Origin of the sequence: Vibrio ostreicida (assembly GCF_013074385.2) — a bacterium.
GTDB classification, from domain to species: Bacteria; Pseudomonadota; Gammaproteobacteria; order Enterobacterales; family Vibrionaceae; genus Vibrio; species Vibrio ostreicida.
In genome coordinates, this window is the sequence record NZ_JABEYA020000001.1 from 812,105 (window position 1) to 831,294 (window position 19,190).

Consider the following 19,190-nt stretch of genomic DNA (forward strand, 5'->3'; position numbering starts at 1 on the left):
AGGGTCACTGAGTTTTCTGCCATAAAGTACGATCTCCTACTAATAAGTGGGATCGTCGCTACATAATTTTGCTGAGTAATTCATTAACATACTCGCTGTGCAATAAAGGAGTCGCGCATGCCGAAAAATCTCTTTCATCAATCTTTTCTTTCGGACAGTTTAAATCTAGAAAATGACACCCAGCCAAGTGAAACCAAGTTTGCCAATGGAACGGTATTCAAGCTTCATGAGCGGGGAGTGTTGGAAGTTATCCCTCCTAGATTAGATGCAAATACGAAACATATTATTCTATCCTGTGGTATTCATGGAGATGAAACCGCACCTATGGAACTGATTGATAAAATCATTTCTGATATAGAATCTGGATTTCAACTCGTCTCGCAACGCTTGTTGATCTTGATTGCTCACCCTGAAGCAACCAATGCACACACTCGGTTTATCGAAATGAATCTTAATCGGTTGTTTGATGCACAAGAGTATCCTGAATCAAAAGAACGGCATATTGCTACTCACTTAAAACGTATTGTCGCGGATTTTTATCAAGATACCGCTGCTGACAAGCGCTGGCATCTCGATTTGCATTGTGCGATTCGTCAGTCTAAGCATTATACTTTCGCCGTCAGCCCTAAAACTCGACATCCGGTTCGCAGTAAATCACTGATGGAATTTGTGGCCAGTGCTCACTTGGAAGCTGTGATGTTTTCCAACGCGCCTTCTGGTACGTTTAGTTGGTATAGCGCTGAACAATTTTCAGCACAAGCGCTGACATTAGAATTAGGAAGCGTTGCCCGTATTGGTGAAAATGATCTCAACAAGCTGGTGGCCTTCGATTTGGCACTGAGAGATTTGATTTCTTGCAGCAAAGCGGAACACATACCACGAGCTCCTGTTATGTACCGTGTAAGCCGCACTATCGTGCGGCTTGAAGAGGATTTTGATTTTATTTTTGATGATGGCGTTGAAAACTTTACGGCCTTTAAACACGGGGAAGTATTCGGCCATGACGGTGATAAACCGTTAATGGCAAAGAATGAAGGTGAGGCCATTGTTTTTCCAAACCGACATGTTGCAATTGGACAAAGAGCGGCGTTGATGGTCTGCCCTGTAAAGGTGCGTTATGAAAATGATCAATTAGTTTACGATTAACATCATTGCACTGAAACTTCATAGTATTGCTTTCCATTTTAATGGCTTAACGTTATCGTTAAGCCATTATTATTATTGGTGTGTCAAAGCGATATTTTCGCAGAATAAATCCCATGGAATTACGTCAATTATTAATCCGAAGACATCATAGCTGGAAGCGCTGTCTCATTATTTTAGTCGTTATGTTGCTTGTATGTGCTTCAGCCCACCTGATCGTCGGTGAAGTGTTTATCTCTCCTTTGTCGGAAATGAGTGCTTTGCAGCAACAATTAATCGTCCAGCTACGGTTACCTCGACTGTTAGCCGCGGTAGTGATAGGCGCATCTCTTGCCGTCTCTGGTGCTGTGTTGCAAGTATTGCTCGGTAATGTCTTAGCGGAGCCTGGAGTATTGGGTATCTCTGGCGGTGCAAGTGTCATGATGGTGGGGCTGCTGTTTCTTTTTCCAGTCTTTGCAACACCGGTTGGCTTTATGATCGCGGCGGTCGCGGGGGCGCTTATCTTTACTCTGCTGTTAGTGTCGATGGTGAAAGTGATGAAGCTGAGCACAACCCGCCTGCTTTTGGTCGGCGTGGCATTGGGGATACTTACCTCTGCGATGGTGACTTGGGCGTTTTACTTTAGTGATGAGTTAAGCTTAAGACAGTTGATGTATTGGTTAATGGGAACGATTGGTGGAGCGAGTTGGTATCATCATGTGGTGACATTAGTCATGGTTCCAGTGATCGTATGGCTTTGCTTAAAAGGCAAAACACTCGACAAATTGATGATGGGCGAACAGCATGCAAAGCAGCTAGGTGTCGACATCGACTCCGTGCGCTGGAAGTTGATTTTGGCGGTATCGATTTTAGTCGGTGGAACCGTCGCCTTAGGTGGCGTGATAGGTTTTATTGGCCTAATCGTTCCGCATCTATTGCGATTGATGCTTGGCAGTGAAAATCAATACTTGGTGCCTGTGTCAGCAATTTCAGGCGCTCTGCTACTCGTTGTGGCCGATATTATTGCAAGATTGGCACTGGATTCGGCCGAGCTACCTCTTGGGGTGGTGACGACCACACTCGGTGCCCCCGTTTTCATTTGGATGCTAATAAAACACCATGATACACGTTAAAAATCTGTCTGTGGGTTCTCGGTTACTTCCACTTTCTTTTAGCTTAGAGCAGGGAAAGATTCTTCATGTTGTCGGGCCCAATGGCAGCGGTAAAAGTACGTTGCTGACCGCCATCGCTGGGCTAGTCTCCTTTTCTGGAGACGTCAGAATTTTTGATTTAGTAGTGGGTGAGAGCTCAATGGAGCGTCTTACTTGTTATCGAGCCTTTTTAAGTCAAAATGGCAATCCAGCGTTTAACTTGGATGTATTTCAATACCTTGCTCTGTCGTTACCAAATGATTCCGCTGGATTAGGGGCAGAAGTCGAGCAGGCTGTTAGTGAACTTACGCACATACTCAAATTAGAAGATAAGCTGCACCGTTCGGTACATCAATTGTCTGGAGGGGAGTGGCAACGTGTACGCTTATGTGCCGTTTGTTTGCAAATCTGGCCGACATTGAATGCGCAGACCAAACTTCTTATTTTGGACGAGCCAGCCGCTCCGCTTGATATCGGTCAAGAAGCGATGTTGTATCAATTGCTTAGAAAGGTCGCCTCGATGGGGATTACAGTGATCATGTCCAACCATGATCTCAACCGTACGCTTAAACACGGCGATAAAGCGCTACTACTTGAAAGTGGCGTGATGCAATGTGTCGGTGAAGTCAAAGATGTTTTGGTTGCCAAAGAACTCACTCGAGTGTTCAAGACGCGGGTCACTAAAGTGGAGTTAGACGGTGGCCCAGTCTTGCTGTTTGATTGATGGGTTAAGATCTGCAAGTTAGCATTAAGTGAATCAGCGCAGATAAACCTTTTGGCACCACCTAAAGGGAGTTCTGAAGGTGGTGGTTTTTACAGGTCTAGCGGTTTGTAAGCGGCTCTAGGTTCGCTGGGCGGTAATACACTGACTTCAATACTTTTCCTTGGCGGATGGTTTTCGTTTCAGAGACAAAGTCCTCGGCACACTTTGCAATGATATAGCCACCTTTTTGGACGGCCATCAACTTAATACCCTGCTCAGCATAATAAGCTTCAGTTTCAGAGTATTCTTGTTCGTTACGGCATACTTTACTCATATTGCTGGAATGCACTTCGTTCCAGCAAGACATAAAATCGATACCGCGATTAGTGGCGACATTAAGTAGAAGGTCAATAAGGTAACTGATCGCGATATTGTCTTCAACGGTATCGTCACCGAGATGGACGAGGCGCCCCATCAGTACGTAAATGCTGTCGATGATGGCATCAGCTTGTTCGGTTTTATTATCAGCCTCGGCTAATTCAGTCAGTTCTTCTACTGCTAAAGAAGTATGCAGTAAATCCGCTTTATCGTCTAAACTTTCAGGGGAAGCCACAGGTAAGTCGAAGGTATTACGAAACTCTGTGATGTCTCGGTAAAGTTGGTCAAATGTCTCGTTAGTGAGTTTAGATAATTGCATGGGGGAAGCCTGATTAAGAAATTATCGCGCCATACTAACAAAGCCATGTGAAACCTGCTATCACAGTAAGGAAAAAATAGATAAAGTGCAGGTGTTTAGATTGAGTTAGGTAACCACGTTGGCGGAGTCTAGCCTGAATCTTGTTTTTAAAAATTTACAGTTTGAGGCGGTGTATGACGATAGCAACCGAGAGCGATAAGATAATTCGAAGTCTTTATCAAATCACTCACGACTACCAGAAAGGTTTTGATATTCAGATTATTCAACTGCTTATGTTGGGTCTTGAGCGCTTTAATCTGGACATTGGTATTCTTTCGAAGATTGAGGGAGATAAATACACTGTTCTTCATAGTGTGTCTCCTGAGAATATTGGGATAAGCTCTGGTGATCAGTTTAACTATCATTCTACATACTGCCATATCACTTGTGGCTCTTTTGGGCCTGTTTTCGTCGAACATATCGGCATCCATCGTCAATATTCGAAACATCCGGCTTATAAAGCTTTGGGCTTAGAGTCCTACATTGGTATACCCATTTTTGTTGAAGACGAAGTCTATGGGACGCTAAATTTCTCTTCTGCGGTGCCATATCCACGAAAGTTTCAGGAGATAGACATTGACGCTTTAAAGTTAATGGCGACTTGGGTTGAGGTGGAAATTATCCGAAGGAATCAGGAAGAAAAGCTACGGGAACTCAATAACAAACTTGAGTATCAGGCCCTTTACGATGAACTCACCAGTATGGCAAATCGCAGATGTATGTTTAAAACTATTCATACAGCGATTGAACGTATGAAAGATTGTGAGGGAAAAGGATCGCTGGCCGTCATTGATATTGACCACTTTAAATTGGTTAATGATCAATACGGTCACCTTGAAGGGGATGCGGTTTTGAAAAAAACCGCCCAAATTTTGCACGCCAACTTGAGCGACGCAGATTTTATTGCGCGCTACGGTGGTGAAGAATTTGTTGTCTGGTTACCGGACCGCAGCGATAAAGAGCGACAAACCGTGATTGCTGAACTTCATTCCTCGGTCAACAGTATTGTTTTGGACAAAGTGCCCTTAACGGTTTCTATAGGGGTTTGTGAGTTTAATTTTGAACAACACATAGAGACTGAGTCCAATATCAGTACACTAGAGCAGATCATTGCGGTTGCAGATGAAGCACTTTATTCTGCAAAGAACAGTGGTAGAAACAAAATCATAACACGTCTCTTTTCCCAGAAAGTGCTCTCTGAATAAATGGGTGTGACTTAGCCAAAAAGGTAAGGAAAAAGTTTGGCTAAGTCAGTTTGAGTCAGGTTTTCCACCGTTTTGATGTTTGTATCGGGTATCGATTCTGGATCTGGGTGGTGTTTAAGGACCTTTTCCATACTTTCCTCTCGAATGAGGTGGAAGATAGGATAGGGTGACCGGTTGGTTAAATTTTCCGCATCTTCTGGCTCGGCTCCGCCAAAGCAATATTGGGGGTGAAAAGTGGCGAGTTGATAGACACCTTCCCAACCTTGTCGCTTAATCAATGCCTCTATCCAGTCAATAAATAGGTTATAGTCGTAGAAATCACTCAACATGTTGGGTACAACCACCAAGGTTGTCTCCAACTCTTCAGCGCTTTTGGATTCCAGTTCTAGAAGTTGTGTTAGCAAATCTTCCAGTAAACCCTCTTCTTTTTGAGCGTCACTGACGTATATTTTAACCTGTTTTTTTCGTCGTGGTTTGGCGGCAAAAGGGCATAAATTTAGTCCTATAACCACATTATCTAACCACTGGTCAACGTGTTGAGTGATCGTTTTCGCTGAAGTTGGTGCTTGCATTTTCGTTCCTGATTGTAGCCTTGGCGCAAGGATAACAGAATCGCGATGACGAGGTAAATCGAGGTTTACGCAGCTTGGTTAAGGTATTGAAGAAATATCTTCCTGTTTAGGGGAGGCTGATACCTCACCATTTTTTTTTCTGGGCACCTCAGAGTGTTGATTAAGCCGGCGACATAGCCACAACATCGTAAGATAGAGCAGTGAGCTACCAGCGATAACATATTCCCAGCCGCCCTTTTGCCAACAGTAAATGAGAAAAAATCCACCTATACTGCCACCGACGTAGTAATGAACAAGATAGAGGGCAGTCGCGGCGGCTTTGGCTTGGGTTGCTTTCACACTTACCCATGCATAGGCGAGCGTATGGGTGAAAAATGCGCCAAAGCTTATCAGAGCGAGGCCTAAAACCATCAAAGGCAGTCGATCAATGTAGGCTAACAGCATGCCCAAAAAGCTGACAGTGGTACCGACTAACATGCCTGTTATTGGGGGGTAGGTTCGATTCCATATGGAGGTCAGCTTTGAACTTAGGGTCCCTGGTAGGTAACAAAGAAAAATCAATGACGCCATCCCGATTGGCAAAGAGTGTGGAGCCTCGACGAGGCGAAAACCCATAATGGAGTAGAGATTAACAAACAACGCAAAGTTTATTCCGCCAATCATCATGGCGAACCAGAGGGTTGGATTGCGCAGGTGCTTGACCAAGGCCTTATTGTGATGTCTCAACATCCCGCGCTGAGGCGAAAAATGCTTTTGTTTGGGAAGGGTGATGGAGACGACTAGAGCGCCAATCAGGGAAATAACGGCCATAGCGATGAGTGCGTGTTCCCAACCTAAATTGTCAGTTAATGTGCCGCCTAACACTCTTCCTGTAATGCCTCCTAGGGAGTTTGCCGCGATATATCCGCCAATGGCTTGTTTAAATGCGCGAGAAGACATCTCTTCTACCATGTAAGCAACGGCGACAGAGGCAAAGGCGGCTATGGCGATTCCCATTAATGCACGCATAAAAATGAGAGTAAAAAAAGACTGTGCTGACAGCATCGCCAACCCAATCAACGGCATAGTGAGCAAGCCCGTCAGCATAAGACATTTCCGACCCATAGCTTCTGAAGCGACCGCACAAGGCACCAAACTGAGTGACAATGCAAGTGTTGTTGAAGCAAATACCCAATTAACTTGAGTCGCTGTAACAGAAAAATGCACGGCCAAATGGGGCAGCATAGGTTGAAATAAGTAGAGATTACAAAACACGATGAATGACCCTAGAGCCAGACTGAAGGTCACCTTCTTATAATTGGAGGTATTGGGTTCGATCATGTGTTTTCTCTCACTGTTTTTTGTTTTTTAATTGTGATCAAATTATCAGTGATATCGTGATTTATAAAATATATTATAAATATTAACTTAATATAATTTTTATATGGATTCTAGGATGGACTCGCGTCAACTCAGACACTTTGTCGCTGTGGCTGACTTTGGCCATTTCACTCTGGCGGCTAAATCGATTCGCATTGCTCAGCCAGCGCTCAGTATCTCGATTAAAAAGTTTGAACAGCAATTGGGCGTCGAGCTCTTTCGAAGGCAAGAGCGCCAGATTACGCTTACGGATGAAGGCCAAGTGCTTTATGAACATGCCAAGCGTATCCTCCAGCAAATCGATGATGCCAAGCTCGCGATTAAGGAACTTCGGGGCTTAGAGAAAGGGGAGGTTCGACTTGGTGCGCCCAGCATGATGGGATCTTATTTTTTTCCTGCGGTTTTAATGGCCTTTAAGACCCACTATCCCAAGTTAAAACTATCGCTGATCGATGCGGGCAGTCGTTCAATACGTCAGATGCTTCTTGATGGTGAGTTGGATATTGGTGTGATTGACGAGGAAAACGTTCCAGATGACCTCGATACGGATCATCTCTTGGATGTAGAAATGGTTGCAGTTGTTGGTCCAGAGCACCCGTTAGCACGTCAGGATAAGGTCAGTTTTGATGAATTTTTTAACCATGAGCTTGTGATGTTTAAGTCTGGGTACTTTCATCGTGATTTCGTTGAGAATAAAGCCCGTGAATATAACAAGACGATAAACTTGTCCTTTGAGACAAACTTATTACCAATGATCCTCAATATTGTTAAGCACGAATTTGCCATTACTGCGTTGCTCAGGTTGGTGACTGAGCATGAAAAAGAGGTGGTTGCGATTCCTTTCGAGAAAGGCGTCAACTTTCGGTTGTCGCTGGCTTGGCGACGAGGCGCTTATCTGTCGATTGCAGATCGAACCTTTATCGAATTTGTTAAACAATACGTGTAAATGTCGCGTTGATTTTGACGTATATACGTGATCACGTGTTTGTCTCTAGGTTTGTGGTTAAAACTCAGACAATTACTGGAAAATCTACCACGTTTCTCTAGTCTCAATGTATCGGTCAATAAAATAGACAAAGAGCACAAACCATGGCTAGAGTGATTTTCTATATCTTCGTTGTACTGTATGGGAGCTTAGTACAAGGCGCCAAACCCGAGGTGTTGAGGGTTTACCTTGATGCAGATAGAACGGGGCACCTTGAGTCGGCACTCTCCATTGAGCATGGTGTTAAAGTGGCTTTTGCTCAAGTCAATAACCAGCTATCGGATATACCCGTCGAGTTTGTAACAACCGACCATCGCGGTAATGTGCTGCGCAGCAAAAAAAATATGGAGCGATTCATAAAAGACGCGAATGGATTGGTTTACATTGGCGGGCTCCATTCCCCCCCTTTTATTCGGTATCGGGAGTATATCAATCAGTCAAAAATGCTCACCTTAGTGCCCTGGGCGGCAGGTACGCCGATTACACGCTACCCGTCAGCAGAAGACAACTACGTATTCCGTTTGTCTGTTGATGACTCTAAAGTGGGTAACATACTGGTGAACTATGCACTTAAACAGAAGTGTCAGCAGCCTCATTTGATCTTGGAAAATACAGGATGGGGTAAATCTAACTACCGAGCAATGATGTCTGCGTTGCCAGAGAATCTTACTGATCGCGTTCAAACCAGTTGGTTTAACTGGGGTATTAAAGACGTTGATGCACGCATATTAATCCGCGAAGCTCAGTCTAGTGGCGGAGATTGCGTCTTGTTAGTGTCTAATAGCCGCGAAGGGAAGCTCATTGTTGAAAGCGTGGCTCAGATGGATATTGACATGCCAATCTATAGCCATTGGGGGATTACGGGTGGGCGGTTTGCACAAGACGTCCCATATGATAGTCGTAATAAAGCGAAATTGCGTTTTATTCAATCTTGTTTTAATTTTTACAGTTCTGATAGCAATAGCTTCAATCAGGCTGTTTTTAAGGATGCTCAAACGCTTTTCCCAGCACATTTTGAAGATACCAATATTCAAGCTCCAGCAGGATTTGTTCATGGTTACGATCTAGCAAAAGTATTTATAGAGGCTGCTCGAACTGTTGAACTGTCACAAGACGCACAATCTAATCGAACGGCAATGAAGCAAGCGCTAGAGTCGCTTAAAACACCTGTTCAAGGGCTAATCAAGGAATATAATTCGCCTTTTTCACCCTTTGATGAAGACAATTTTGACGCCCATGAAGCGCTCAATTCCAATGATTTTTGTATGGCATTATATGATGAAAATAATGCGGTCAAATTGCTTCCTAAATCGATATGACTTTTTAGGGGTGGGAGTTTATGCTCAAATTCGATAAAAAAAATGGAATGCACTTATTTTCGTTGTTTATTGTCGTAGGTGCTTTCGTCTTTATGCTTTCTAGCTATATTTTTGTGCAACAACAGGCGCATAAAACCGCCCAAGTCATCATCGGAGAGAGCATAAAGGGTAAGACACTCGCGATTGAGCGATACGTTCTCGAGTTTCTTAAACTTCACGAGCAGACGCTTCAGCGAGTCGTTGAGCATCCGGCCGTTGTTGGTGCGAGTTTGGAAGGGATAACGAGTCGACCTGCATTTCAAGACCAATTATTTAAACTTAAAGCGTCTAGCCACTTATCTTTGATTAATCTTTACGACTTCAGCGGCAGTAATATTTACCAAGAGATGGCCCTGTTTCCTGACATAGAGCGTTATATATCGACGGGGATAACAGATGAATCTTTAATGGAAAAAGTGTCTTTTTCATTCTTCGCTCATGAGGACCGCTCGTACTTGCTTCTAACCGCACCGATTAGTTACAACGGTTATTTTGAAGGGCTAGGCTTGTACATTATGCCCCTAGAAAACAGTGATTTTTTTGAGAGTTTGGGTTCTGACCGATATTATTGGTTTGGCATCACACAGAGTCATTTAAATTGGATAATGACTCCTCCCAGTGATTGGGGGGTAGAGCAGCATCCAATTCGTGGTACGAGTTTTGTTCTGCTTGCTGCGGTCTCTCCAGAACTCGTCGCCAACGCGGAATCTGAACTGACCGGAAGCCTCCTAGTTGGTATGGTGATTGCGACAACACTCACCTTGATTGTTATGTTTGTATTTGGACGACGCGTCTTGGTCTCCCCCTTTCGATCTTTGGCCGAGTCTGAACATAAGTTATTGATACAATCCGAAGCGCTGGTGAAAAAAGAGGCGGAGTCGGCGCGTTTGGCAAGGGTCGTTAAACACATGCGAGACGCCGTTGTTTTTACGGATCTGGACTCAAAGATTACTTGGGTTAACGGCGCATTTGAACAGTTGACTGGATATCGTCAGACAGAGATGGTCGGTAAAAATCCCGGTCATCTTTTGCAAGGTGTTGATACCGATAGAGAGACGGCTCATGCGATCAGGAAAGCGATTGATGCCAGACAACCCGGTTTTTTTGAACTGTTAAATTATCACAGAAATGGTGAGGCCTATTGGATTGAAATTGCTTTAACGCCACTTTATTCCTCTGATGACAAGCTCGAAGGTTTTATGGCGGTTGAGCGTGATATCAGTCAGAGAATCGCGTTGGAAGGATCTCTGAAAGTCAAAGCGGTTGAAGCTGAGTCTGCGAATATGGCTAAATCCCAGTTTCTGGCTGCAATGAGTCATGAGTTAAGAACGCCGATGAACGGTATTCTTGGCGTGGGTGATTTATTGTTGAACACACCGTTGAATAAAGAACAGTACGAGTATGTTGATACATTGCTTGGGTCAGGGGCACACATGCTTAATGTACTTAATGACATTCTAGATTTCTCAAAAATTGAAGCGGGTAAGCTGAATCTGGAACCGAATCCGTTTATGCTTAAGGATACCGTGTTGCGTTTGACGAGGCTTTATAAGCCCCTTTGTACCGACAAAAACCTAGAGTTTGATTGCGCATATTCCCAGCCATGTGACCGAGCGTTATGGGCCGATGAAACCAGATTACTTCAGATATTACAAAACCTCCTGAGCAATGCTTTGAAGTTTACGTCAAAGGGAGGGATCTCATTAACCTTTAAGGTGCATGAAAAGAGTGAGGGCGGAGAATTAATTATTGTGGTAGAGGATTCAGGCATTGGGATCGGCCAAGATAATCAGTTGGCTATTTTTGACCCGTTCTCTCAGGCAGAAAATAATACAACGCGTCGGTTTGGTGGTACTGGCTTGGGATTGTCGATTACTCGGGATATTGTAGAGGCCATGAAAGGCCGTATCAACCTGACCAGTGAACTAGGCAAAGGCAGCTGTTTTACGGTTACAATACCGATAGAGTTCAGTCGTATCGAGAGTCAGGAGACGCAAGATCAGAAGCCGCTCCCCTTTAATGGAAGTGGGCTAAGAATGCTGATCGTTGAGGATACAAAAGTGAATTCCTTGGTATTAGGGAAGTTTCTAAAAAATAAAGGTTTTGAGTTTGATGTGGTTGAAAATGGTCAGCTTGCGCTCGAAAAAGTGCAGCAACAGCATTATGATGGCATATTGATGGATAACAATATGCCTGTCATGGACGGATTGAAAGCGACCCAAGCCATTATTGCTTTGGATTTACCATATTCACCCGTCATCATTGGATGCACGGCAGACGCTTTTGAGCAGACCCGAGAAAAGATGCTTAAGGGGGGATGCTCTGAGGTGATTACCAAACCGATCAGCTCCGCTAAGCTTGATCAAGTTCTCCATGCTTATCTAAAAACCTCGACGGATGTCAACAAACGCTTGGAAGCTTGATCGGGGTTAACGAGTAAAGAATTCAGGTGATTGAGTTTATTCTTGCGACTATGTTGAGTACACAACGCGCTGGCCAATAGGCGATATTGCTAGTTTGTACCCGATAAGGCAAAGAAAACTCGAGTTCACTTCCCCTCGTATATCCGTTCGAAATTTTTAGGATCCCAGCCGATTAAGTACCGGTCTCCAATCTTCAACACTGGTAGTGAGCGGGCACCGATCGCATCCAATTCTTTACGACCTCTTTGCATTTTAGCGTTTGTTAGGCGGTACTTGTAACCTTTCTCATCTAAGTAACGCTGCGCATCTTTACAGTGCGCACACTTATCTTTTACATAGAGTACGAGTCTTTTCATTATTTATTCCTATGGCTTTACGATTTAAGAGTCTAATGAAAAGGGCGTGATTGGCAAGTACGATTACGGTAAACTGGCGAATTTCTTACACACGTGACTCAACGGTTTTTATGCATTCTGTTCTTCGCTTTATTCAAGGGTACCCCGATCATATTGTTAAGTCAGTAAATCAACTCCTTGAATCCGGACGCTTTGAGGATTGGTTTCAACAGCGCTACCCCGATACACATTCGATTAAAAGCGAGAAGGCACTGTTTGAATATGCGATGGCTATTAAAAACAACTACATGAAGAAAACGGCGCCGATTAGCAAAGTGATCTATGACAGTAAAATCCATCCGATTAATCACGCATTGGGTTTACATTCTTATGTGAGTAAAGTGCATGGCGGCAAAGTTCGTGTAAAAAATGAGATTCGAATTGCCAGTGTATTTAAGCACTCACCTGAGCCTCTATTAAGGATGTTGATTGTCCATGAACTGGCCCACTTGAAAGAGAAACAACACAATAAATCCTTCTATCAATTGTGTTGTCATATGGAACCTGACTACCATCAACTGGAGTTGGATGCCCGCCTGTTTATGATTACCACCGAGCTAGATAAAAAGTAACCTTATGACAAAACAACCCAATAAAGCCTCTATCACCAAGAACCCGTCGGACCTTAAGTTTACCACTGTGAAGGGACAAGCGGGCCTGCATAAGTTGAGTCGACATCACGGGCGCTACGATTTTTCGTCAATGGTCAGCTTAACGCCAGAGCTTAAACAACATATTGTTACGAATCCCCACGGTGAGTCATCGATAAACTTTAGCGATCCTATTGCAGTAAAGCTGCTTAATAAATCCTTGCTTGCCATTAGTTACGGGGTCACGTATTGGGATATCCCAAGCGGTTATTTATGCCCACCAGTCCCTGGTCGGGCTGACTATATTCATCGGTTAGCAGAACTGCTTGGCAAGGATCAACCGCGGTTGGAGCACAATCAGGTTAGAGCTTTGGATATTGGAGTGGGGGCCAACTGTATTTATCCGATTGTTGGTGTGCGCCAATATGGCTGGTATTACATTGGCTCAGACATTGACCCTGTGTCTATAGAGAACGCGAACCAAATTGTTAGCCGAAACCCTGTTCTTGCTGGGCGTATTGATTGTCGATTACAGCCGCGACGTGATGCGTTTTTTACCAATATTATTCGGAGTGGTGAGCGATATGATGTCACAACATGCAATCCACCGTTTCATCAGTCTTTTGAAGACGCACAACAAGGCACGACGCGAAAGTTGAACAACCTTAGCCGTAACAGATATCAACGCGGACAAAAATCGCAAAAAATGGAAACGAAAGCGTCTCCTATACTTAACTTTGGCGGGCAACACTCTGAGCTTTGGTGTCCAGGTGGAGAAGCGGAATTTGTTAAAAACTTAGTCAAAGAAAGTCAGGATTTTTCCGATCAGGTTCTCTGGTTCTCCACCTTGATTTCTAAAAAGGACAATGTGCGGTGGATGCGAAAAAATCTGGAGCGAGTCGGTGCAAAAGAAGCTCAGGTTATTGAAATGAAACAGGGACAAAAAGTCAGTCGCTTTGTCGCTTGGACATTTCAAACTCGGTCAGAGCGGCAAAACTGGCGTCGATAAAAACGTAATTTGGAGAGGGCATGGACATCGAAATTTATATGCCCTGTGAGCCACAGTGGTTTTGCGATGCACTTTTGGCCATTTTTTCTGGGTTGTTTTTTCTGAGTATTCTCGTGTTTAGCATTCTGGTGTACAAAGAATATCGAAAAATAAATCGCGTTACGCCTCGCCGTCGCCGCAAGGTTGATCCTCGGCATAAAAAGTGAACGCCTGTTGATAGATGGACTTGCTTTATTGGGAAAGCTCGCGTGCCGAGGGGACGCAGACTTCGGGTCCAATACGTTTCAGAAGTTTTAATACTAAGGGGTGAGCGCCAAAGCGTTGTTGGAATGCCGAGAGTCGATGGCATGCATTTTCTGTTTGTCCGTCGAGTATATCGAGCTGGGCCAGATTAATGATTGATTGGCGACGGTTTTTGTCATGGCTGAGAGCGCGTTCGAACAAATATCTGGCTTGTGTGCTATTTTTTGCCTCAAGGGCACAAAAAGCGGCATTCTCATAAGCGATACTGGTTTTGAAATAGGTTGGTGATGCGATCGCTTGGCTAAAATGGTGTTGAGCCAGATTGTAATTTGCTTGTTTGCATAAAAAGACCGCGTAATCGTTATTAATTTCCCCATCATTTGGTTTTGCTCTCAAGGCTTGCAGATACATGGTATTCGCTGATGCCGTTTCCCCAGTTTCTGACAAGTAATAAGCAACGGCGACTAAAGCACGGTGATAGTTTGGCGCGTGGTTGAGAGCTTTGTATAAATTTTCTCGGGCTTTGATCATATTCCCCTGCTGAAAATAGCGTAGACCTAGTGCAATTCTTGCCTCTGATTTTACCATTTGTTCCTCCATGGTTGGTTTTGGATTGACGGCAACGCAGGCGGATAATATTAAACTAGTCGTCATAATGAGATATCGCATGAGTTTAAAAAAAGCAGTGAGTTCTCAGCCCGAATGTATAATGAGAGTCATCAGGCTTGGTGATAAATAGCGTCAACATGCGACAGATATCGGTATAAAAACGGTAACTAACGGAAGGTAAGTTTGAAAAAAAGTGCTTTAGGTAGAGTTGTTTTGACCTTCTTAGTGGGAGTCTGGTTTCATCTAGTGGGAGCGACAGAACCAGATGACCCGACCTTTTTTACCAAGGAAGGGGTGGCATACACCAAGAAGGGGAGCCCGAACAGTCAGTATCGTCTGATTTTTATTCATGGTTCTCCTGGAAACAAAGAGGGATTTAGCCGTTACATGAATGATGTTTGGTTACTTAATAATGCCGAACTTATCTCGTTGGATCGACTTGGCTATGGTTCGTCTCCACGTGAGCTTGAGGCTAATCTAGATGCTCAGGCCCAATCATTGGAGCCATTGTTATCACCGAGTAAAGTCAATATTCTTGTTGGGCATTCATTAGGGGCCCCGATTGCGCTCAATTTTGCGCTGATGTCCCCACAATCTGTTCAAGGTATGGTGCTTGTCGCCCCTGCTTTTTCGCCTAAGCTAGAGCAGCCAAAGTGGTATAATAAGCTGGCAGATACTTGGTTGGTGGGTTTGTTTCTTTCCCAAGATTGGCACATGTCGAACCGTGAAATGATGTCCCTATCTAACGAACTGGCAAAGGTCAGTCAAAAAGATTGGCATCGTTTGGATTCGATGCCCGTGATCTTGATACATGGTCAAAGCGATACTATTTCAGACCCTCAAAACTCGGCTTTTGCTATGAAGAAACTGTCCGGTTTTGGGAAGCAGCATGTGCAGATAAATAACGAGGGACACTTCATCCTTTGGCAAAATCCCTCGGTAATTATTGATGAGATAAAACGTCTTATTCAGTCAGGAAATGTCAACTATCCTTCGTAAAATTAGCTTCACTGAAGTCATCTAAGTTATAAGGTGTCTGCTGGTAAACGCAGTAATTGAGCCAGTTTGAAAACAGCAGATGCCCATGGCTACGCCAACTAGCGATAGGTTTGTTATCAGGATTATTATTGGGATAATAGTTGACTGGAATGGCAGGCTCAATCCCTTCGCCTAAGTCGCGTGTATACTCAGCGTGTAGGCTAAGGGCATCGTATTCGGGGTGCCCTGTAACGAAAACATTGCGTTTGTCTTTTGTTGCCGCCAGATAAACCCCGGCAACGTCAGACGTGGCAAGGATATCGAGATCGGTATGCTCATCAAGATACTGTGAGGAAAAGTCCGCATAGCGTGAATGAGGCGCTAAAAAGGTGTCATCGAAGCCTCGTAGTATTGGATGAAAAGGTTGGTGGATATGGTGGTGATAGACACCGGACAGCTTCTCTTTACGCGTACGCTTTGGTAAATCATAAAGGAGTTTGAGCCCTGCTTGGGCAGCCCAACAAACGTACAGTGTTGAGGTAACATGCTCATTTGCCCAGTTCATGATAGATTGAAGATGGTCCCAGTAAATGACGTCTTCAAACTGGACTAAGCCCAACGGTGCGCCTGTGATAATAAGCCCATCAAAGTTACGTTCCTTTATTGTCTCAAATTGGCGGTAAAAGTTATCCAAATGTTCGTTTGGTGTCGTTTTACTGGGCCTGTCATCAATACGCAGTAACTCTATATCCACTTGCAATGGGCTATTTGAAAGCAAACGAAGAAATTGAGTCTCAGTCTCGATCTTTTTAGGCATAAGATTAAGAATCAGAACTTTGAGTGGTCGAATTTCCTGCGTAGATGCACGAGATTCTGGCATGATGAAAATATTTTCCTGACTTAATACATCGCTGGCAGGCAGTTGGTCGGGGATTTTTATAGGCACAATATCCTCCTTGGGCTTTTAGACGTCTATACATCTAAAGCTAACCTAATCAGGATAAGATGTCGATAGTATTTTGTGGCATATTTGCGTTAATATTCACCAAAAGCACAACGTCATAAACTTCAATGAGTCTTGTTATGTTGAAATTAATTCTGATTCGTGGATTACCGGGTTCTGGCAAAAGCACGTTAGCAAAACAATTGAAGATCCATCACTATGAAGCCGATATGTATTTTGTCGACAAAAATGGCGACTACCTCTTTCAACCGGAACAGCTACCAGTGGCACATCAATGGTGTCTCAACATGACACGACAAAGCCTAAGTACTCATCATAGTGTGGTGGTCTCGAATACTTTTGTCATGAAGTGGGAAATGATGCCTTACGTGGCGTTGGCAAAGCAGTATGGTGCTCAATTAGATGTGATTGAGTGTCACAATGATTTTGGCAGTGTTCATGGGGTGACGCCTGAGACAATAGAGCGTATGAAAGCACGTTGGCAGGTGTGGGTAGAAGAATAATTCATGGTGAAGCACCCCAATATTTTTTTCCGAGTATCAAAGGTGAGTCTAGGCGTTTGGCAGTGAGTGGATCACTTAGAAAAGGAGGCATTGCACCTCCTTATACATCATCACTATCTTTCTGATGCGCCTTTGCGCCACTGGTACTTCTGAAACAACCTAACAAACAAGGGGCTCATAAGAACCAGCATAGCCAGTACGCTAAAGACCAAGGTAATAGGGCGTGCCCAAAGAAAGCTGAGCTCACCATCGCTGAGCATGAGGGCTCTGCGAAGGTTCTCCTCCATGAGTCCACCAAGAATGAAGCCCAGAAGCAATGGCGCAAGTGGGAAATGGGCGAGTCTTAATGCTATCGCGCCGATGGCAATCAGCAGCATAATAAACACGTCCATGGTGTTGAAGGACACTAGATAAACTCCCGTGATCGAAAAGAATAGAATCATGGGCAGTAAGACAGTTCTTGGTACTGCAAGTAATTTTGAGATGTAAGGGATCAGAGGGAGGTTAAGAATCACCAGTACAATATTGCCAAAGTACATTGAAATAATCACGGACCAAAAAACATCGGGGTGATCAACAAATAGTCGGGGGCCAGGTTGAATTCCATACGCAATTAGTGCGCCTAGCATGATGGCCGTAGTGCCTGAACCTGGAATGCCTAGTGTCAGTAGCGGAACAAATGAACCACTTGACGCAGCGTTGTTGGCAGACTCAGGCGCAACTAAACCTCGAATACTTCCCTTGCCAAACTGCTTTTTCTTGTCTGATGGTGCGAGATTTCTTTCCATGCCATAGCTAAGGAAAGCGGCAATGGTCGCCCCAGCACCTGGCAGGACACCAGTGAAAAATCCAAGTAATGAAGAACGTATCGAAACTGGGGCGACTTCTTTTATTTCTTCTCTCGTCACTTTCATACTACCAATATCACTCATTCTGTTCCGTTCTTCATCACGGCCATCTTTTTCGGGGTTAAGAATCCCCATGAGTGTTTCTCCCAAGGCAAAGGTAGCCATTGCAAGTAGTAAAAAGCTAAACCCGTCCATCAGGTCTGTTAGACCAAAAGTGAAACGTTCTACTCCAACCCCTTTGTCTATACCGACCGTCGATAGCATTAATCCAAGCACTGTCATCATCCATGCTTTTAGGATCTGGCCTGGGCCAGCAAAAGCGGCAACCGCCGAGAGGCCAAGCAACATTAGGGCGAAGTAGTCTGACGATTGGAAACTGAGTGAAACACTGGCCAAAGCGGGCGCGGCAATGAGCAGCATCAAGGCTGATAATGTTCCGCCAGTAAAAGACGAGTACGCAGCCAGTGCTAGCGCTTTTCCGGCTTGACCCTTCTGCGCGATTGGATAGCCATCAAATGCCGTAACGACTGTTGATGAACAACCGGGAGCGTTAATGAGTATGGACGACGTAGACCCACCGAAGACAGCCCCGTAATAGACACCTGCCATTAAAATCAGTCCCGAAGAAGGCTCAAGACCGTAGGTGATTGGGATCATCAAGGCAATGGCTGAAATCGGCCCCAAGCCTGGCAACATGCCAATAAAAGTTCCGACAAAACAGCCAACCACGACCATCATGATGTTCATTGGCATGACAGCAGTCGAAAGACCTTGCAAAATTCCATCTAACATAATGTCCTTCCTTGAGGTTCAAAACCAAAGTGTAAAAATAATGCCGGGCTCAAGATAAATATCCAGTCCCTGCGTTAACAAAAGATAAAAGGCGATGACAAATGGGATTGACGCGCCCAACAATATCTTGATTCGACGTTCGCCGAGTAAGTAAAAACCAGCGAGAAGAAATAGGCTGGTTGCCAGAACGAACCCTAAGTAAGTGAGGCCGACTCCATAGAAAGCCATCAGGATGAGGAAGGAACACAACAGCTTCCAATTGAAAGCAGAATCAGTGTCATTTTGAGTGTCGGGTTGTCCACCGACAAGCAGCAACACAGATAAACCAATACCCACTATAGTAAGCAGTGTAGGGAGAGTTCGTGCGGTAAAAGCTTCATATTCATCACCTGGGAATAAGAGTATCTGTGATGTTTGATAGCCGTAGCAGAGGCAGAGCACAAGAAAAATAAGGGCGCTGATTCGATCGCGGCTGAGTAAGTTTTTTTTTGAGAAAAAGTGATGTTTTTTTATAGGTTTGGTTGGCGATTCCGACATATCCAACTCCATGTATTTGGGTAAAAGCCGACGAGGAGAACCAATCAACCTTGGCTCAACAATAATTTATAACGTGTTTATACTCTGTTGTGAAAAAGGGGCAAGTTC

At 44.3% G+C, this 19,190-nt stretch carries 19 protein-coding genes; 11 read left to right on the forward strand and 8 right to left on the reverse strand.

The genetic code is table 11. From position 1 onward, the window contains the following. The first annotated feature begins 117 nt into the window (after positions 1–117). The 3 genes from HLM86_RS03430 to btuD all read left to right on the forward strand — a co-directional run bounded on the left by HLM86_RS03430 (position 118) and on the right by btuD (position 2,997). Positions 118–1,146: a succinylglutamate desuccinylase gene (locus tag HLM86_RS03430; RefSeq protein WP_076589334.1), complete on the forward strand. Its 1,029-nt coding sequence runs from the start codon at positions 118–120 to the stop codon at positions 1,144–1,146. 113 nt (positions 1,147–1,259) lie between these two features. Further along, complete coding sequence (gene btuC, locus HLM86_RS03435) at positions 1,260–2,255, forward strand: vitamin B12 ABC transporter permease BtuC (RefSeq protein WP_170881955.1); 996 nt, start codon at positions 1,260–1,262, stop codon at positions 2,253–2,255. Next, on the forward strand, positions 2,242–2,997 hold the full coding sequence (btuD, locus tag HLM86_RS03440) for a vitamin B12 ABC transporter ATP-binding protein BtuD (protein ID WP_076589332.1): 756 nt from the start codon (positions 2,242–2,244) through the stop codon (positions 2,995–2,997). The genes btuC and btuD overlap by 14 nt, the downstream gene beginning before the upstream one ends. A gap of 97 nt (positions 2,998–3,094) precedes the next feature. Here the strand turns inward: btuD and HLM86_RS03445 are convergent, their stop codons facing one another. Continuing rightward, positions 3,095–3,673 (reverse strand): nucleoside triphosphate pyrophosphohydrolase family protein, encoded by a 579-nt coding sequence (locus tag HLM86_RS03445; RefSeq protein ID WP_076589331.1) that lies wholly within the window; start codon positions 3,671–3,673, stop codon positions 3,095–3,097. 173 nt (positions 3,674–3,846) lie between these two features. Here HLM86_RS03445 and HLM86_RS03450 point away from each other — a divergent pair, with 173 nt between their 5' ends. Continuing rightward, the gene (locus HLM86_RS03450) at positions 3,847–4,917 is read left to right on the forward strand and encodes a sensor domain-containing diguanylate cyclase (RefSeq protein ID WP_076589330.1); all 1,071 of its coding nucleotides are present in this window, start codon (positions 3,847–3,849) and stop codon (positions 4,915–4,917) included. An 11-nt stretch (positions 4,918–4,928) separates the two neighbouring features. Here HLM86_RS03450 and HLM86_RS03455 read toward each other — a convergent pair whose 3' ends face one another. Both HLM86_RS03455 and HLM86_RS03460 read right to left on the reverse strand, forming a co-directional pair. After that, on the reverse strand, positions 4,929–5,489 hold the full coding sequence (locus HLM86_RS03455) for a DUF1415 domain-containing protein (RefSeq protein WP_076589329.1): 561 nt from the start codon (positions 5,487–5,489) through the stop codon (positions 4,929–4,931). A 78-nt stretch (positions 5,490–5,567) separates the two neighbouring features. Then, entirely contained in the window at positions 5,568–6,809 is a 1,242-nt protein-coding gene (locus HLM86_RS03460) for an MFS transporter (protein ID WP_170881954.1), read from the reverse strand. A gap of 115 nt (positions 6,810–6,924) precedes the next feature. Here HLM86_RS03460 and HLM86_RS03465 point away from each other — a divergent pair, with 115 nt between their 5' ends. The 3 genes from HLM86_RS03465 (at position 6,925) to HLM86_RS03475 (ending at position 11,614) form a co-directional block, all read left to right on the forward strand. Next, positions 6,925–7,794 carry a LysR family transcriptional regulator gene (locus HLM86_RS03465; protein WP_076589327.1) on the forward strand — a complete coding sequence of 290 codons (870 nt, stop codon included), beginning with the start codon at positions 6,925–6,927 and terminating at the stop codon, positions 7,792–7,794. Positions 7,795–7,937: 143 nt separating this feature from the next. Further along, complete coding sequence (locus tag HLM86_RS03470) at positions 7,938–9,152, forward strand: ABC transporter substrate-binding protein (protein ID WP_076589326.1); 1,215 nt, start codon at positions 7,938–7,940, stop codon at positions 9,150–9,152. A 20-nt stretch (positions 9,153–9,172) separates the two neighbouring features. Then, complete coding sequence (locus HLM86_RS03475) at positions 9,173–11,614, forward strand: PAS domain-containing hybrid sensor histidine kinase/response regulator (RefSeq protein ID WP_170881953.1); 2,442 nt, start codon at positions 9,173–9,175, stop codon at positions 11,612–11,614. Positions 11,615–11,739: 125 nt separating this feature from the next. Here HLM86_RS03475 and HLM86_RS03480 read toward each other — a convergent pair whose 3' ends face one another. Continuing rightward, on the reverse strand, positions 11,740–11,970 hold the full coding sequence (locus tag HLM86_RS03480; RefSeq protein ID WP_076589325.1) for a glutaredoxin family protein: 231 nt from the start codon (positions 11,968–11,970) through the stop codon (positions 11,740–11,742). A 110-nt stretch (positions 11,971–12,080) separates the two neighbouring features. Here HLM86_RS03480 and HLM86_RS03485 point away from each other — a divergent pair, with 110 nt between their 5' ends. Both HLM86_RS03485 and rlmF read left to right on the forward strand, forming a co-directional pair. Beyond that, positions 12,081–12,581 (forward strand): M48 metallopeptidase family protein, encoded by a 501-nt coding sequence (locus tag HLM86_RS03485; protein ID WP_076589415.1) that lies wholly within the window; start codon positions 12,081–12,083, stop codon positions 12,579–12,581. Positions 12,582–12,585: 4 nt separating this feature from the next. Next, positions 12,586–13,608, forward strand: coding sequence for a 23S rRNA (adenine(1618)-N(6))-methyltransferase RlmF (gene rlmF / locus HLM86_RS03490; RefSeq protein WP_170881952.1), 1,023 nt, complete (start codon positions 12,586–12,588; stop codon positions 13,606–13,608). A 231-nt stretch (positions 13,609–13,839) separates the two neighbouring features. Here the strand turns inward: rlmF and pilW are convergent, their stop codons facing one another. Further along, positions 13,840–14,520, reverse strand: coding sequence for a type IV pilus biogenesis/stability protein PilW (gene pilW, locus HLM86_RS03495; protein ID WP_367947039.1), 681 nt, complete (start codon positions 14,518–14,520; stop codon positions 13,840–13,842). 123 nt (positions 14,521–14,643) lie between these two features. Here pilW and HLM86_RS03500 point away from each other — a divergent pair, with 123 nt between their 5' ends. Beyond that, positions 14,644–15,459 carry an alpha/beta fold hydrolase gene (locus tag HLM86_RS03500; protein ID WP_170881950.1) on the forward strand — a complete coding sequence of 272 codons (816 nt, stop codon included), beginning with the start codon at positions 14,644–14,646 and terminating at the stop codon, positions 15,457–15,459. Here HLM86_RS03500 and metA read toward each other — a convergent pair. Further along, positions 15,443–16,384 (reverse strand): homoserine O-acetyltransferase MetA, encoded by a 942-nt coding sequence (gene metA, locus HLM86_RS03505; RefSeq protein ID WP_170881949.1) that lies wholly within the window; start codon positions 16,382–16,384, stop codon positions 15,443–15,445. The genes HLM86_RS03500 and metA overlap by 17 nt on opposite strands. A gap of 137 nt (positions 16,385–16,521) precedes the next feature. Between metA and HLM86_RS03510 the strand changes: the two genes are divergently transcribed. Continuing rightward, positions 16,522–16,905 (forward strand): ATP-binding protein, encoded by a 384-nt coding sequence (locus HLM86_RS03510; RefSeq protein ID WP_076589320.1) that lies wholly within the window; start codon positions 16,522–16,524, stop codon positions 16,903–16,905. A 113-nt stretch (positions 16,906–17,018) separates the two neighbouring features. Here the strand turns inward: HLM86_RS03510 and HLM86_RS03515 are convergent, their stop codons facing one another. Next, a complete protein-coding gene (locus HLM86_RS03515) occupies positions 17,019–18,545 on the reverse strand; it encodes a tripartite tricarboxylate transporter permease (protein WP_170881948.1) in 1,527 nt (508 codons plus the stop codon). 18 nt (positions 18,546–18,563) lie between these two features. Then, positions 18,564–19,094, reverse strand: a complete 531-nt coding sequence (locus HLM86_RS03520) for a tripartite tricarboxylate transporter TctB family protein (RefSeq protein ID WP_170882227.1) — start codon at positions 19,092–19,094, stop codon at positions 18,564–18,566. Positions 19,095–19,190 lie beyond the last annotated feature (96 nt).